Genomic DNA, 14,055 nt, shown 5'->3' with positions numbered 1-14,055 from the left:
CAACTGATAGCTTATGGTAGTTTTATCCCCAATCAAAGCGTAGCGTATAACAAAAGCGAATCAGCGTCTGTTTTCTATGTAACAACGCAGTTTGAAATGATTTTTTTTCTAACTGTCAGACGTAATTCAAATAAAAACCATTAAATTGTTATACCTTCACATGAGGTTGATAATGAAAAAGAACACGCTTGCTGCACTGATCCTTACCACCCTCGCGGCGGGGCAACTTACCAGCCTGCAGGCGCATGCCGCCGGGCAGCTCAACGTTTGGGAAGACATTAAAAAATCCACTGGCATCAAAACCGCGGTCAGCGATTTTGAGAAGCAGTACAACGTGAAGGTCAATCTGCAGGAGATGCCTTATGCCCAACAGCTGGAAAAGCTGCGCCTCGACGGCCCGGCGGGCATTGGGCCGGACGTGCTGGTGATCCCGAATGACCAGCTCGGCGGCGCCGTCGTTCAGGGGCTTCTCTCGCCGCTCAACGTCGAGCAGGCGAAACAGGATGCCTTTACGCCAGCCTCTATCAATGCCTTCCGCATGGACAACGCGCTGTACGGGATCCCGAAAGCGGTGGAAACCCTGGTGCTTATCTACAACAAGGACCTGATCGACAAGCCGCTGGACAGCCTGCAGGCATGGCTGGACTACTCGAAGACCCAGCGTGAGCAGAACAAATACGGCCTGCTGGCGAAGTTTGATCAGATCTACTACAGCTGGGGAGCCATTGGCCCGATGGGCGGCTATATCTTCGCGAAGAACGACGGCGGCGGTTTCAACCCGCAGCAGGTGGGGCTCAATACTCCCGGCGCCGTGGAAGCCGTGACCTTCCTGAAAAAGTTCTATGCCGAGAAGGCCTTCCCTGCAGGGATCCTCGGCGATAACGGGCTGAACGCCATTGATTCGCTGTTTACCGAGAAAAAAGCGGCGGCGGTGATCAACGGCCCCTGGGCCTTCCAGCCGTATGAAGCCGCCGGTATCAACTATGGCGTGGTGCCGCTGCCGACCCTGCCGGACGGCAAGCCGATGAGCTCCTTCCTCGGCGTTAAGGGCTACGTGGTATCGACCTGGAGTAAAGACAAGGCGCTGGCGCAACAGTTTATCGAGTTCATCAACCAGCCGCAGTATGTAAAAGCCCGCTATGTCGCCACCGGCGAAATCCCGCCGCTGAAGGCGATGATTGACGACCCGGTGATTAAAAATGACGAAAAGGCCAGCGCCGTCGCCGTACAGTCGGCGCGGGCGATGGCCATGCCGGGCATTCCGGAGATGGGGGAAGTGTGGGGGCCGGCTAATGCCGCGCTTGAACTGAGCCTCACCGGCAAGCAGGCGCCGCAGGCCGCGCTCGATAACGCGGTGAAACAGATCAAGATGCAGATCGAAGCGATGCAGGCCAGCAATCAGTAATTTACCGTCACGTGAAGTCACCGAGCGGGAGGGGGACCTCCCGTTTGTAGAAGGAGTCGAGTGTGAGCATCCATTCCAGCGAAAATTATAGCGACGCGCGCGGGCCCGGGCGCCATGCGTGGTGCGGCCTGCTGCTGGCAATCGTGCCGGGTTTCGGTCAGTTTTATCATCGCCAGTGGCTGAAGGGGCTGGTCTTCCTGGTGTTGTTGAGCAGCTTTCTGGGTATTTTTTATGACTTCCTGCGCGAGGGGCTGTGGGGGCTCTATACCCTGGGTGAAGAGGTGCCCCGGGATAACTCTATCTTCCTGTTAGCGGAGGGGATTATCAGCGTGCTGATCGTCGCTTTTGGCGTGCTGATCTATTTTCTCTCGCTGCGGGACGCGTGGCTGAACGGCAAAAAACGCGATGAGGGGGTCGCGCTGAACAGCGTGCGTAAGCAGTACCAGATGCTGCTGAGCGATGGCTTCCCGTACCTGATGATCACGCCAGGCTTTATTCTGCTGGTCTTTGTGGTGATCTTTCCCATTCTGTTTGGTTTCGCCATCGCCTTCACCAACTATAACCTTTACCACACGCCGCCGGCGAAGCTGGTGGACTGGGTGGGCCTGAAAAACTTCGTCAATATTTTCACCCTCTCCATCTGGCGCTCCACCTTCCTGGATGTGCTGCAGTGGACCGTGGTGTGGACGCTGCTGGCGACCACCCTGCAGTGTACGGTGGGCGTGCTGTTGGCGATTCTGGTGAACCAAAAAGATCTGCGCTTTAAGCCGCTGATCCGCACTATCTTTATTTTGCCGTGGGCGGTGCCGGGGTTTGTCACCATCCTCGTCTTTGCCGGGATGTTCAATGACTCCTTCGGGGTGATTAACAACGCGATCCTGTCATTCTTCGGCATCAGTCCAAAGGCATGGCTGACCGACCCGTTCTGGACCAAAACCGCGCTGATCATGATGCAGACCTGGCTTGGCTTCCCGTTTGTCTTTGCCATGACCACCGGCGTGCTGCAGGCGATCCCGGACGATCTGTATGAAGCGGCGACGATGGACGGCGCCAGCGCCTTTACCCGCCTGCGCACCATCACCCTGCCGCTGGTGCTGTACGCGATCGCGCCGATCATCATCACCCAGTACACCTTCAACTTTAATAATTTCAACATCATTTATCTGTTTAACAACGGCGGCCCTGCGGTGGCGGGATCTAACGCCGGCGGGACGGATATTCTGGTGTCGTGGATCTATAAGCTGACGATGTCCTCGTCGCAGTACGCCATCGCGGCGACCATCACTATCCTGCTGTCGATCTTCGTCGTCGGCCTGGCGCTGTGGCAGTTCCGCGCCACCAAATCCTTCAAAAATGACGACATGGCGTAAGGGAAGCAACATGGCTCAATCACCCAGTATTAAACGCGAAAAGTGGATCCGACTCTCTCTCACCTGGCTGGTGGTTATCCTGGTCTCGGTGGTGATTATCTATCCGCTGGTCTGGACCGTCGGGGCGTCGCTGAACGCCGGCAATAGCCTGCTGAGTACCTCGATCATTCCGGAAAATCTGTCGTTCCAGCACTATGCCGATCTGTTCAATGGCAATGTGAATTACCTTACCTGGTACTGGAACTCGATGAAAATCAGCTTCCTGACCATGGTGCTGACCCTGATTAGCGTCAGCTTTACCGCCTACGCCTTCTCCCGCTTCCGCTTTAAAGGGCGGCAGAACGGGCTGATGCTGTTCCTGCTGCTGCAGATGATCCCGCAGTTTTCCGCGCTGATTGCCATCTTTGTGCTGTCGCAACTGCTTGGCCTGATTAACAGCCATCTGGCGCTGGTGCTGATCTACGTCGGGGGAATGATCCCGATGAACACCTGGCTGATGAAGGGGTATCTCGACGCGATCCCCAAAGATCTGGATGAGTCCGCCCGCATGGACGGCGCCAGCAGCTTTCGCATCTTTATCGAGATCATCATGCCGTTGTCGAGGCCGATCCTCGCGGTGGTGGCGCTGTTCTCCTTCACCGGCCCGCTGGGGGATTTCATCCTCTCCAGCACCATCCTGCGTACCCCGGATAAATACACCCTGCCTATCGGTCTGTATAACCTGGTGGCGCAAAAAATGGGGGCCAGCTACACCACCTACGCGGCGGGGGCGGTGCTGATTGCCGTGCCGGTCGCGATCCTCTATCTGGCGTTACAAAAATACTTCGTCTCCGGCCTGACCTCGGGCAGTACTAAAGGATAAGCACATGAAAAGATTTACACCCGCATGGCTTGCGGTTTGTCTGGCATGCAGTTTTTCCCCCCCTTCGCTGGCGGCTGACGCGCTTGAAACCCGCGCCTTTCAGGGCATGCCGGCGGACTTTATTAAAGGCGCGGATATCTCCACGCTGCTGGATGCTGAAAAGCACGGGGCGACCTTCTACGACCAGAATAACCAGCGTAAGGATCCGATCGCCATTCTGAAAGAGAACGGCGTCAACTATGTTCGCCTCCGCCTGTGGGTGGATCCGCAATCGGCAAGCGGCGAGGGCTATGGCGGCGGGAATAACGATCTGGCCACGACCCTGGCACTGGCGAAACGCGCGAAAGCCCAGGGAATGAAGCTGCTGCTCGACTTTCATTACAGCGATTTCTGGACCGATCCCGGCAAGCAGTTCAAACCGAAGGCCTGGGAAAAGATGGATTACCCAAAGCTGAAAACGGCGATTCATGACTATACCCGGGATACCATCGCCCGCTTTAAGCAGGCGGGCGTCCTGCCGGATATGGTGCAGATCGGCAATGAGATCAATGGCGGTATGCTGTGGCCGGAAGGGAAAAGCTGGGGGCAGGGGGGCGGAGAGTTCGACCGGCTGGCTGGTCTGCTGAACGCGGCCATTGATGGCCTGAAGGCGAACCTGCACAACGGCGAGCAGGTGAAAATCATGCTGCATCTGGCTGAAGGGACCAAAAACGATACCTTCCGCTGGTGGTTTGACGAAATAGAGAAACGCCATGTGCCGTATGACGTGATCGGTTTGTCGATGTACACCTACTGGAACGGGCCGATCAGCGCCCTGAAGGCCAATATGGATGACATCAGCAAACGCTATAACAAAGACGTTATTGTCGTCGAGGCGGCTTATGCCTATACCCTGGCCAATTGCGATAACGCGGAAAACAGTTTCCAGGCCAAAGAGGAAAAGGACGGGGGATATCCCGCCAGCGTGCAGGGACAATATCGCTATATCCACGATCTGATGCAGGCGGTCATTGATGTTCCCGACCAGCGCGGCAAAGGGATTTTTTACTGGGAGCCCACGTGGATTGCCGTTCCGGGAAATACCTGGGCCACCCCGGCGGGGATGAAATATATCCATGACGAATGGAAAGAGGGCAATGCGCGTGAAAATCAGGCGCTATTTGATTGTCAGGGAAAAGTATTGCCGTCGGTAAAAGTATTTAATTAATTTTTTGTCGTTCTTTTCAGGAAGTTTATTATGAATAAATTTGCACCTTTACATCCAAAGGTTAATACGCTGCTGCATGGCGCAGATTATAACCCGGAACAATGGGAGAATGACCCCGATATTATTGATAAAGACATTGCCATGATGCAGCAGGCAAAATGTAATGTGATGTCGGTGGGAATATTTAGCTGGGCGAAACTTGAGCCGCGCGAAGGGGTATTTGATTTCGCCTGGCTGGATACCATCCTCGATAAACTGTATGCCGCCGGCATTCATGTTTTTCTGGCCACGCCGAGCGGAGCGCGTCCGGCGTGGATGTCACAGCGCTATCCGCAGGTTCTGCGGGTGGGGCGCGATCGGGTGCCAGCCCTGCACGGCGGCCGTCACAACCACTGTATGTCATCGCCGGTTTATCGTGAGAAGACCCTTAAAATCAATACCCTGTTGGCAGAGCGCTATTCTGCGCATCCGGCGGTGCTGGGCTGGCATATTTCCAATGAATATGGCGGCGAATGTCATTGCGAGCGTTGCCAGACTCGCTTTCGCGACTGGCTGAAGGCGCGGTACCAGACCCTGGAGAATCTCAACCAGGCCTGGTGGAGCACTTTCTGGAGCCATACCTACAGCGACTGGTCGCAGATTGAATCGCCTGCGCCGCAGGGCGAGGTGTCGATCCACGGCCTGAATCTGGACTGGCATCGCTTTAATACCGCCCAGGTGACCGATTTCTGCCGCCATGAAATCGCCCCGCTGAAGGCGGCGAATGCCGCCCTGCCGGTGACCACCAACTTTATGGAGTATTTTTACGATTACGACTACTGGCAGCTGGCGGAGGTGCTGGACTTTATCTCCTGGGACAGCTATCCGATGTGGCATCGCGACAAAGACGAAACCGCGCTGGCCTGCTATACCGCGATGTATCACGACATGATGCGCAGCCTGAAGGGCGGCCAGCCGTTTGTGCTGATGGAGTCCACGCCGGGCGCCACCAACTGGCAGCCGACCAGCAAACTGAAGAAACCGGGGATGCATATTCTCTCTTCGCTGCAGGCGGTGGCGCATGGCGCCGACTCGGTGCAGTATTTCCAGTGGCGCAAGAGCCGTGGTTCGGTTGAGAAATTCCACGGCGCGGTGGTCGACCACGTTGGGCATATTGATACCCGCATTGGCCGTGAAGTCAGCCAGCTCGGCGAGATCCTCAGCAAGCTGCCGGCGGTGAGGGGGTGTCGCACCGAGGCGAAAGTGGCGATTATCTTCGACCAGCAGAACCGCTGGGCGCTTGATGACGCCCAGGGGCCGCGCAATCTGGGTATGGAGTATGAGAAGACGGTCAATGAGCACTACCGTCCGTTCTGGGAGCAGGGCATCGCCGTCGATGTGATTGACGCCGACGCTGATTTAACGCCGTATCGGCTGGTGATCGCCCCGATGTTATACATGGTGCGCGACGGCTTTGCCGGGCGGGCGGAGGCGTTCGTCGCCAGCGGCGGCCATCTGGTGACCACCTACTGGACCGGCATCGTCAACGAGTCCGATCTCTGCTATCTCGGCGGCTTCCCGGGCCCGCTGCGCAATCTTCTGGGCATCTGGGCGGAGGAGATCGATTGTCTGAATGACGGCGAGTTTAATCTGGTGCAGGGCCTGGCCGGGAATCAGTGCGGTCTTCAGGGCCCCTATCAGGTGCGCCATCTCTGTGAACTGATCCATACCGAAAGCGCGCAGACGCTGGCCACCTACCGGGATGATTTTTATGCCGGAAGGCCAGCGGTGACGGTGAACGGCTTCGGGAAAGGTAAAGCCTGGCATGTGGCCTCCCGCAACGATTTGGCCTTCCAGCGCGACTTTTTTGCCGCCCTGAGCAAGGAGCTGGCGCTGCCGCGGGCGATCGCGGCGGATTTACCGCCCGGAGTGGTGGCCACCGCGCGCACCGACGGTGAGAGTACGTTTGTCTTCCTGCAGAACTACAGCGCGCAAAGCCATACCCTGAGCCTGCCGCCAGGGTATCGGGATTGCCTGACCGACGCGGCGGTGTCGGACCCGCTGACCCTGTCAGCATGGGATTGCCGTATTCTCCGTCGCCACGCGTAATCCTTTTTCTCCACGCCTGCTCTGCCGAGCAGGCTTTTTTTTTATCTATTACCCTGGAGTTTATGATGGTGAGTTTAAAATCTTTCCTGCACTATTTCTCGCCTGCGCGTCCGGCACAGCCGTTAAGCGAAGCGGAAAAACAGCAAATCGAGGCGCTGATTCAGGCCTTCGGCGGTGAAGCGAATATTACCCAAGTGGACGCCTGTATTACCCGTCTGCGGGTAACGGTTCGTCATCTGGCGGCCGTGGACTCTGACGCTTTGCAGCAGCAGGGCGCGCTGGGCGTCATTATTCTTGGTCAGCAGGTTCATGCTATTTTCGGTAAGCAGTCCGATGCGCTACGTCAATTGCTGGATGACCATTTTGCCGCGCGGAAATAAATAAAATGGGATAACCTGAAAACAGGTTATCCCGAAAATAAGACAAAGACAGCAGTGGCAATAATGATTACCGGAGGGTAATTAATGACCTTAGCGTTGGAGATATCAATAACGTATTTTTCTTACCAGAGCGATATTACCACCAGGCTTCAACCTGCACGCCGAAATTCCAGGTATTATTCGCCGTCTGGTCTTCAAATGGTTTACCATCTTCGGAATCATTCAGATACGACGCGAAAATACGTAATTCCGGACGTGACATAAAGTCCGGCCCGTCCGCCAGACCCAGCGCAATGGTATATTTCTCACCGGCCTGTTTGTAACTGGTGCCATTGTTGTAGCTGTCTTTCTGATAGAAACCGCCGACTTCGCCAATCAGGCGCACGTAGTCGGTGAACTGATACTGCCCGCGGGCGACCAGCGACAGCATCCGCGTTTTGTCGGTGTAGTCGGTAATATCATCCGCCGAGCCCCAGGTCAGAACGTGGTTGATGGAGAACTTCTCGGTAATGGGGATCAGACCGGTGTTAATCACGCGATAGCCGGTGGCGTCATTCACGTAGTTCCACATATCGTACCAGCCGCCGCCCTGGGAGACCATATTCTGCGCCAGCCCTTTGTTGGCATACTGCAGCACGGTTTTGTTATAGCCGCCCAGCATATCCTGACTGATTTCACCGGTTAGCATCACGCCATTTTCGGCATCGTACAGCCCGCCGTAGCTGTCCTGTTTTTTGGTGGTGTTCGGCATGGCGTAGTCGATGCCGAATTCGGTCCACGACCCGGACCACGGCTTCCATCCCGCATAGCGTAAATCGATATAGTTGATATTGACGTTGCTGTCGCCATCGACGCGATAGTCAACGTCGTTGGCATCGCCGCGGATCCACGCCAGCGAGACGGCGCCCGGGCCAAGGGTGTAGTTTTCCACCCCGGCCCCGGAGCCGGAAATGTTCCAGTATTTGGTATCGATGATGTGCAGATCGTGACGCTGATAGTAACGTTTGCCGCCCCAGATCACCGCATTCGGATCGCCCGGGATCAGCCCTTTGATCTGCAGATTCAGCTGACGTAAGCCGAACTGCGCGTCATCGTTCAACGTGGTTTCATTATCGTTAGAGCCATCGGAGACCATGCTGACCATGCTGTCGAGATAGAAACTGACATCATCTTTTTTGTAGACCTCGGAGCCCAATTCCAGTTCGCCATAGGTATCCGATTCGTTCCCCAACCGGCCCAGCTTGTTCTTTTGCCATTCCGCTTCGCTACCGTCGCCGGAGACCCCAACCCCGGCGCGCAAATAGCCATGAAAATCAACGGTCGGGATCGCAGCGGTAGCCGCAAAGGCGGAAGGGGTGATTAGCGCAGCGGCTAATGCTGTGGAAAGGGCGCGCAGTGTCGTATTCATCTCTATCCTCTTATTGTTTTGTATTACGTTCACATAACTGATGTCATAAAATGCCTAAATGTAACTTCAGGCAAACGAGATATGATTATTGTGTGACTAAGTGCAAATAATAACGCTGTTTTTTGTTGTGATGAGTGAGGTGATTCACAATTAAACTGGTTGTGAACGTAATACTTTTTGTGGTCTAATTTTGCGGTGAGAAGTGGCGGTGAGCGTTTTTTCAAATGGCCCCTGTTACAATCATGGGATAACAACATAAGGAACCGGACCATGAAGTCTAAAAGCGCTACTCTGGAAGACGTCGCACGTCATGCGGGTGTCTCTTACCAGACCGTGTCCAGGGTACTCAACAAATCTGCCAATGTATCCGAAGCGACGCGCCGCAAGGTGGAGAAATCGATAGAGGCTCTACGCTATGTGCCCAACCGGCTGGCGCAGCAGCTGGTGGGGAAGGAGAGCCAGACGGTGGGGCTGGTGACGATTTCGCTGGCCTGGCATGCCCCCTCCCAGGTAGCGGCGGCGGTAAAACGCTATGCCAATCTGGAAGGTTACCAGGTCCTGATTTCGATGATCGATGAGAGCGTCAACCAAAGCATCCAGGATTCCATCAATGAGCTGAAGTCTCAGCGGGTGGATAAGGTCATTATCAACGTGCCGCTGGAGACCGAACAGGCGCAGAAAATCGCCGCTGACAACGATGATATCGTCTGCCTGTTTCTCGATGTTGATCCCTACAGCTCCGTGTTTAACGTTTCGTTTAACCCGGCGGACGGCACCCGGGCCAGCGTCAAATATCTCTACGAGATGGGGCATCGGGAGATCGCGCTGCTGGCGGGGCCGGACAGCTCCGTATCGGCCAAACTGCGGCTGAAAAGCTGGCTGGAGACCCTGGATGGCTACGGCCTGAAGCCGGTGACCGTCCTGCACGGCAACTGGGATGCGCAAAGCGGCTACGCCGGCGCGCTGCAGATGCTGCGTGAAACGCCGAACTTCAGCGCTGTGCTGGTGGGCAATGACCAGATGGCGCTGGGGGTGCTCAGCGCCTTCCATCAGCATCAGGTGGCGGTGCCGGGAGAGAAATCGGTGATTGGCTATGACGATACCTATGAAAGCTCCTTTTTCTATCCGGCATTGAGTACGGTATCGCTGGACCTCGACCTGCAGGGTAAAGAGGCGGTGCGGCGGATCCTCGCCAGTACCAGCGGCGCGGCGCATACCTCATCCATCCTGCCGGCGCGCCTGGTGATTCGCCATTCCAGCGGCGCCAGAGTCGAGCAGGGGAAAGATCTGCAGGCCATCGCGGAGCAACTTCGCGCTATCGCCCACCGTCTGGCGCCCTGAAGCCAAAGGCGAGGAAACTCGCCTCTTTGTTATTACCCCTGCTATGACCATGGTTGATCTTTGTCGTGGAACGGCGTAACTTAATTGTTATGTTATAACATAATGATGAGGTCATCATGAAAGCCCATATCCATCCTCCCTATCGCACGGTGGTGTTTCACGACACCAGCGCCAATGAATATTTTAAAGTTGGCTCAACCATCCGCACCGAACGCGTGATTGAGCTCGACGGTGAGACGTATCCGTATGTGACGATCGATGTCTCATCGAAATCGCATCCTTACTACACCGGCAAACAAAAAACGTTCGCCAGCGAGGGTAGCGCGGCCCGTTTCCGCCAGCGTTTCGGCGGCTTTATTGATGCAAAAAGGAAGGCATGATGCAGGTCGTTAACTCATTACGCAGCGCCAAACAGCGCCACCCGGATTGCCAGCTGGTCAAACGCAAAGGGCGGCTGTACGTGATCTGTAAGAGCAACCCCCGCTTTAAAGCGGTGCAGGGGCGCAAAAAACGTCGTTAACGGAAGCTTTCCAGGGGGCGGCGCTGCTGGCCGTCGGCGGTAAAATTGTCGGCGGCCAGCCATTGGCGCATGGCGCTATCCAGCTCCGGCCATTCGCCATCAATCACTGAAAACCAGTCCGTGTCCCGGTTGTGTCCTTTGCTCACCAGCGCCTGACGAAAACGTCCTTCGTACTGAAATCCCAGTCGCCTTGCCGCCCGACCTGACGGCGTATTGAGGCTATTGCATTTCCATTCATAGCGACGGTAGCCGAGCGTCCCGAAAACATACTGCATCAACAGCCAGTGCGCTTCGGTCGCCATAGCCGTTCGGCTCAGCAACGGAGAGAAATGGACATGCCCCACCTCGATCACGCCGTGGTTGGCATCGATGCGCATTAACGCCAGCGACCCGACCGCCGTCCCGCGCTGCTGGTCAACGACGGCGAAATGGATAGGATCGGTCAGCGTCGCAACCTGCGCCACCCAGGCGCTAAATTCAGCTAGACTGCTTTCCGGTTCGCGCAGCAGCCACGTCCAGCTGCGGGCGTCGGGCGCCAGCTGGTGGGCAGCAAACAGATCGCTGGCGTGGGCGGGGGTGAGCGGTTCGAGCCGACAGCGGCTGCCCTGCAGTACCTGCCGCGTTGGCCAGGGGCGGGGTTGCCAGTCGGGCAGCGCGGCGCCGAGCGCCTGTCCAAACTGATTGTATTCACACATTGCGGTTTCCTTATTGGGGATGTACAGGCAGCGTACGCGCTGGCTGGTTCCCTAAAAAGTGCCACCAGAGTATGTTTTTATGGATCCACGAGGAGGTGACATGAACATACCGGACGATGCGTTTTATGGATTGGTGACGCAGGGGATGCGGCAGCGAACGGACGAAACCCTGCAGCGCGCCCTTTACCACACTTTGCGCCATGCCATCCTGCAGGGAACCCTGGCGGCCAGCTGCCGTTTGCCAGGATCGCGCGTGATTGCCGGTCGACTGCATCTGTCGCGCAATACGGTGAATGCCGCACTCGAGCAGCTGACGCTGGAAGGATACCTGACGCGAAGCCGTCAGGGGACGCAGGTTGTGCCGCTCGCCGCCAGCCGCCGGCAGGAGGTAAACGCGCCACCCGTTGTGCTGTCTGAGAGGCTGCAGGGGCTGCCAGCCGCTATGCGCCGTGACTCGCCGGCGCTGCCGTTTACGCCTGGCATGCCGGCGGTGAACTATTTCCCGCTGCCGCTGTGGCGGCGGTTAATGGATAAGGCATTGCGTGACGAGGGCAGCACGCTGCTGGGTTACGGTGAGGCCGCGGGCGATCCCCAACTGCGGGAGGCTATCGCTCGCCATCTGGCGCTCTCCCGGGGTATTCAGTGCGATATCCGGCAGATCGTCATCACCGAGGGGGCGCTGGAAGGGGTCAACTTATGCGCCTCGCTGTTGACCAACCCGGGCGACACCGTGTGGCAGGAAGAGCCGGGATACCTGGGCGCCAGGAGTGGTTTCCAGCGGGCGGGGCTGCAGGTCTGCGGGATGGCCGTCGATCATGAAGGGATGTGTATGGCCAACGGCGCGGCAGAGCCACCCCGGCTGATTTTCACCTCTCCCTCTCATCAGTATCCCCTTGGGAGCGTTATGAGCGCCGCGCGGCGTCTGGCGCTGGTGGAGTATGCCCATCGGCACGGCGCGTGGATTGTGGAGGATGACTACGACAGCGAGTTTCGCCACAGCGGAGAGCCGATCCCGGCGATGCTGGGAATGGTCCCGGATGCCCCGGTGGTCTATCTCGGCACCTTCAGCAAAACCCTTTTTCCAGCGCTGCGTATCGGTTTTATGGTAATGCCGCCCGCGCTGGCGGATGCCGCTCAGGAGGCCATTGGCACGCTGCTGCGCGGGGGACACCGCGCTGAACAGCGGGCGCTGGCCAGCTTTATCGAGAAGGGGCACTATGCGCGTCATCTGGCGGCGATGCGTCGTCTGTACCGCAAACGTCAGCAGCTGCTGCGCGAGGCGCTGGCGCAAGAGATCACCGTGCCGTGCGAAGTCCTTGGTGGGGAAGGGGGGCTCCATTTGACGCTGGCCATAGAGGGGATCGACGATCGCGCGATAGCGCAGCAGGCGCGTCAGTTTCAGCTGGCGCCCGCTGCGCTAAGTCATTTCTATCTCGACCCGCGGCAGGGGCGGAGCGGGCTGGTGCTGGGGTATGGCAATACTTCTGCTTCCCGCTATCCGCTGGCGCTGCGGACGCTGAATCGTCTTATTGCGCAGTACCGGCTCGGGTCAGCGTAAAGACATCGTAAAAGGAGAGATCGCCTTTGGTGTCGACCATTTTTTTAAGCTGCGCCTTCTGCTCGCTATCGACGTCCGGCGACTGCAGGATGCGGTCGATCAGCTGTCGGGGGACAAAGCGGGTGTTGTACCATTCGCCGTTGTAACACACGCGAAAGTCGAGGACATCGATATCTTCGTAACGATAGCGTGGATAGACGTCAAAGAAGAAAAAAGCGTTGAACAGGATGAACAGCACCACCAACAACCAGACCGAATCCACCAGCGTTTCAGAGCGCAGCATCACCACCAGCGTCGCCAAAAATGCGGCATACATGGCAACAAACAGGCCCGGATGGTTACGGATAAAACTGATGCTAAAACGCGGGCGATTATCGCGTTTTTCCTGCACGTTCAGTTCGTCAATGGTGTGAGTTAGCAGGCGTTGTATTTCTGTCATCTTGGTCCCCGAATTCTGCAATAAGCCTGCACCGTGCGCCCGGTGGCTCGGGCGTGGCAGGCTCAGCCTGAAGGCTATTTTATGTTGCAGTATTCTGCGGAGAAAGTAACAGATCAGTTACAGAAAAGCATAACAGTTACGCATTTGGCGGCGGAAGGCGCTTGATGATCTGCGCCGGGTTGCCGCCGACAACGGTACTGGCGGGGACGTCTTTAGTGACCACCGCTCCGGACGCGATGACCGCATTATCGCCAATGGTCACCCCGGGATTGATCACCGCCCGACCGCCAATCCACACATTGTGGCCAATGGTCACCGGTTTGCCATATTCCTGGCCGCTGTTTCGGGCCTCAGCATCCAGCGGATGGGTGGCGGTATAGATATGGACGCCCGGGGCGAGCATGCAGTTATCGCCAATATGGATAGGGCAGACGTCCAGCATCACGCAGTCAAAATTGGCGTAAAAACCGGCGCCGAGAAAGATATTGTAGCCGTAGTCGCAGCGAAAGCTTGGCTCGATATACGCATCGCCAGCGCGACCGAGCAGCTCGGCGAGAATACGCTGACGTTCTTCCTGCGCATCCGGGGCGGAATGATTATAACGGTGCAGCAGCTGTCTGGCGCGCAGGCGATCGGCGCGTAGCGTTGGGTCGCCAGATAAATAGAGCTCACCGGCGATCATTTTGCGTTTTTCTTCACTCATTGGTCTTCCTTATACCTGACGTTAGATGGCCAAAGCAGTATAAAAAAGAAACCGGTTACAGGTTTGCTGTTGGCTAAAT

At 56.8% G+C, this 14,055-nt stretch carries 15 protein-coding genes; 11 read left to right on the top strand and 4 right to left on the bottom strand.

Going from position 1 to position 14,055, the window contains the following annotated elements; all coding sequences use genetic code 11:
• Window positions 1-172 precede the first annotated feature (172 nt).
• From ABLU95_RS13750 to ABLU95_RS13725, 6 genes are all read left to right on the top strand, one after another.
• Window positions 173-1,405 carry a maltodextrin ABC transporter substrate-binding protein gene (locus ABLU95_RS13750; protein ID WP_017898899.1) on the top strand — a complete coding sequence of 411 codons (1,233 nt, stop codon included), beginning with the start codon at window positions 173-175 and terminating at the stop codon, window positions 1,403-1,405.
• 62 nt (window positions 1,406-1,467) lie between these two features.
• Window positions 1,468-2,775, top strand: coding sequence for a sugar ABC transporter permease (locus ABLU95_RS13745; protein WP_048296875.1), 1,308 nt, complete (start codon window positions 1,468-1,470; stop codon window positions 2,773-2,775).
• Window positions 2,776-2,785: 10 nt separating this feature from the next.
• Window positions 2,786-3,637, top strand: coding sequence for a sugar ABC transporter permease (locus ABLU95_RS13740; RefSeq protein ID WP_004204761.1), 852 nt, complete (start codon window positions 2,786-2,788; stop codon window positions 3,635-3,637).
• Window positions 3,638-3,641: 4 nt separating this feature from the next.
• Complete coding sequence (locus tag ABLU95_RS13735) at window positions 3,642-4,844, top strand: arabinogalactan endo-beta-1,4-galactanase (protein ID WP_348879771.1); 1,203 nt, start codon at window positions 3,642-3,644, stop codon at window positions 4,842-4,844.
• Window positions 4,845-4,874: 30 nt separating this feature from the next.
• Window positions 4,875-6,932, top strand: coding sequence for a beta-galactosidase (locus ABLU95_RS13730; protein WP_101978175.1), 2,058 nt, complete (start codon window positions 4,875-4,877; stop codon window positions 6,930-6,932).
• Window positions 6,933-6,997: 65 nt separating this feature from the next.
• A complete protein-coding gene (locus ABLU95_RS13725; protein ID WP_023288637.1) occupies window positions 6,998-7,312 on the top strand; it encodes a glucose PTS transporter subunit EIIB in 315 nt (104 codons plus the stop codon).
• Between the two features lie 136 nt (window positions 7,313-7,448).
• Here the strand turns inward: ABLU95_RS13725 and ABLU95_RS13720 are convergent, their stop codons facing one another.
• Window positions 7,449-8,720 (bottom strand): maltoporin, encoded by a 1,272-nt coding sequence (locus tag ABLU95_RS13720; RefSeq protein WP_023288638.1) that lies wholly within the window; start codon window positions 8,718-8,720, stop codon window positions 7,449-7,451.
• 270 nt (window positions 8,721-8,990) lie between these two features.
• On the opposite strand from ABLU95_RS13720, the gene ABLU95_RS13715 reads away from it, so the two are divergent.
• The 3 genes from ABLU95_RS13715 (at window position 8,991) to ykgO (ending at window position 10,581) form a co-directional block, all read left to right on the top strand.
• Window positions 8,991-10,061: a LacI family DNA-binding transcriptional regulator gene (locus tag ABLU95_RS13715; protein ID WP_023288639.1), complete on the top strand. Its 1,071-nt coding sequence runs from the start codon at window positions 8,991-8,993 to the stop codon at window positions 10,059-10,061.
• Window positions 10,062-10,177: 116 nt separating this feature from the next.
• The gene (locus tag ABLU95_RS13710) at window positions 10,178-10,441 is read left to right on the top strand and encodes a type B 50S ribosomal protein L31 (protein WP_004204754.1); all 264 of its coding nucleotides are present in this window, start codon (window positions 10,178-10,180) and stop codon (window positions 10,439-10,441) included.
• Window positions 10,441-10,581: a type B 50S ribosomal protein L36 gene (ykgO, locus tag ABLU95_RS13705; RefSeq protein ID WP_002892018.1), complete on the top strand. Its 141-nt coding sequence runs from the start codon at window positions 10,441-10,443 to the stop codon at window positions 10,579-10,581. Before ABLU95_RS13710 ends, ykgO begins: the two co-directional genes overlap by 1 nt.
• On the opposite strand, the gene ABLU95_RS13700 is transcribed toward ykgO, so the two are convergent.
• Window positions 10,578-11,276: a GNAT family protein gene (locus ABLU95_RS13700; protein WP_065882812.1), complete on the bottom strand. Its 699-nt coding sequence runs from the start codon at window positions 11,274-11,276 to the stop codon at window positions 10,578-10,580. The two genes, ykgO and ABLU95_RS13700, sit on opposite strands and share 4 nt — an antisense overlap.
• 100 nt (window positions 11,277-11,376) lie before the next feature.
• Here ABLU95_RS13700 and ABLU95_RS13695 point away from each other — a divergent pair, with 100 nt between their 5' ends.
• Window positions 11,377-12,834: a PLP-dependent aminotransferase family protein gene (locus ABLU95_RS13695; protein WP_348879768.1), complete on the top strand. Its 1,458-nt coding sequence runs from the start codon at window positions 11,377-11,379 to the stop codon at window positions 12,832-12,834.
• On the opposite strand, the gene ABLU95_RS13690 is transcribed toward ABLU95_RS13695, so the two are convergent.
• Entirely contained in the window at window positions 12,803-13,273 is a 471-nt protein-coding gene (locus tag ABLU95_RS13690; protein WP_023288642.1) for a YlaC family protein, read from the bottom strand. The genes ABLU95_RS13695 and ABLU95_RS13690 overlap by 32 nt on opposite strands.
• Before the next feature lie 33 nt (window positions 13,274-13,306).
• Here ABLU95_RS13690 and ABLU95_RS13685 point away from each other — a divergent pair, with 33 nt between their 5' ends.
• Entirely contained in the window at window positions 13,307-13,438 is a 132-nt protein-coding gene (locus ABLU95_RS13685) for a hypothetical protein (RefSeq protein ID WP_032428629.1), read from the top strand.
• On the opposite strand, the gene maa is transcribed toward ABLU95_RS13685, so the two are convergent.
• On the bottom strand, window positions 13,410-13,976 hold the full coding sequence (gene maa, locus ABLU95_RS13680; RefSeq protein WP_023288643.1) for a maltose O-acetyltransferase: 567 nt from the start codon (window positions 13,974-13,976) through the stop codon (window positions 13,410-13,412). The two genes, ABLU95_RS13685 and maa, sit on opposite strands and share 29 nt — an antisense overlap.
• Between the last annotated feature and the right edge of the window lie 79 nt (window positions 13,977-14,055).

This window comes from Klebsiella sp. GG_Kp146 (assembly GCF_040061975.1).
GTDB lineage: Bacteria > Pseudomonadota > Gammaproteobacteria > Enterobacterales > Enterobacteriaceae > Klebsiella > Klebsiella quasipneumoniae.
Note: the sequence above shows the minus strand (reverse complement) of the source record. Positions and strands in the feature narration are given on the sequence as shown.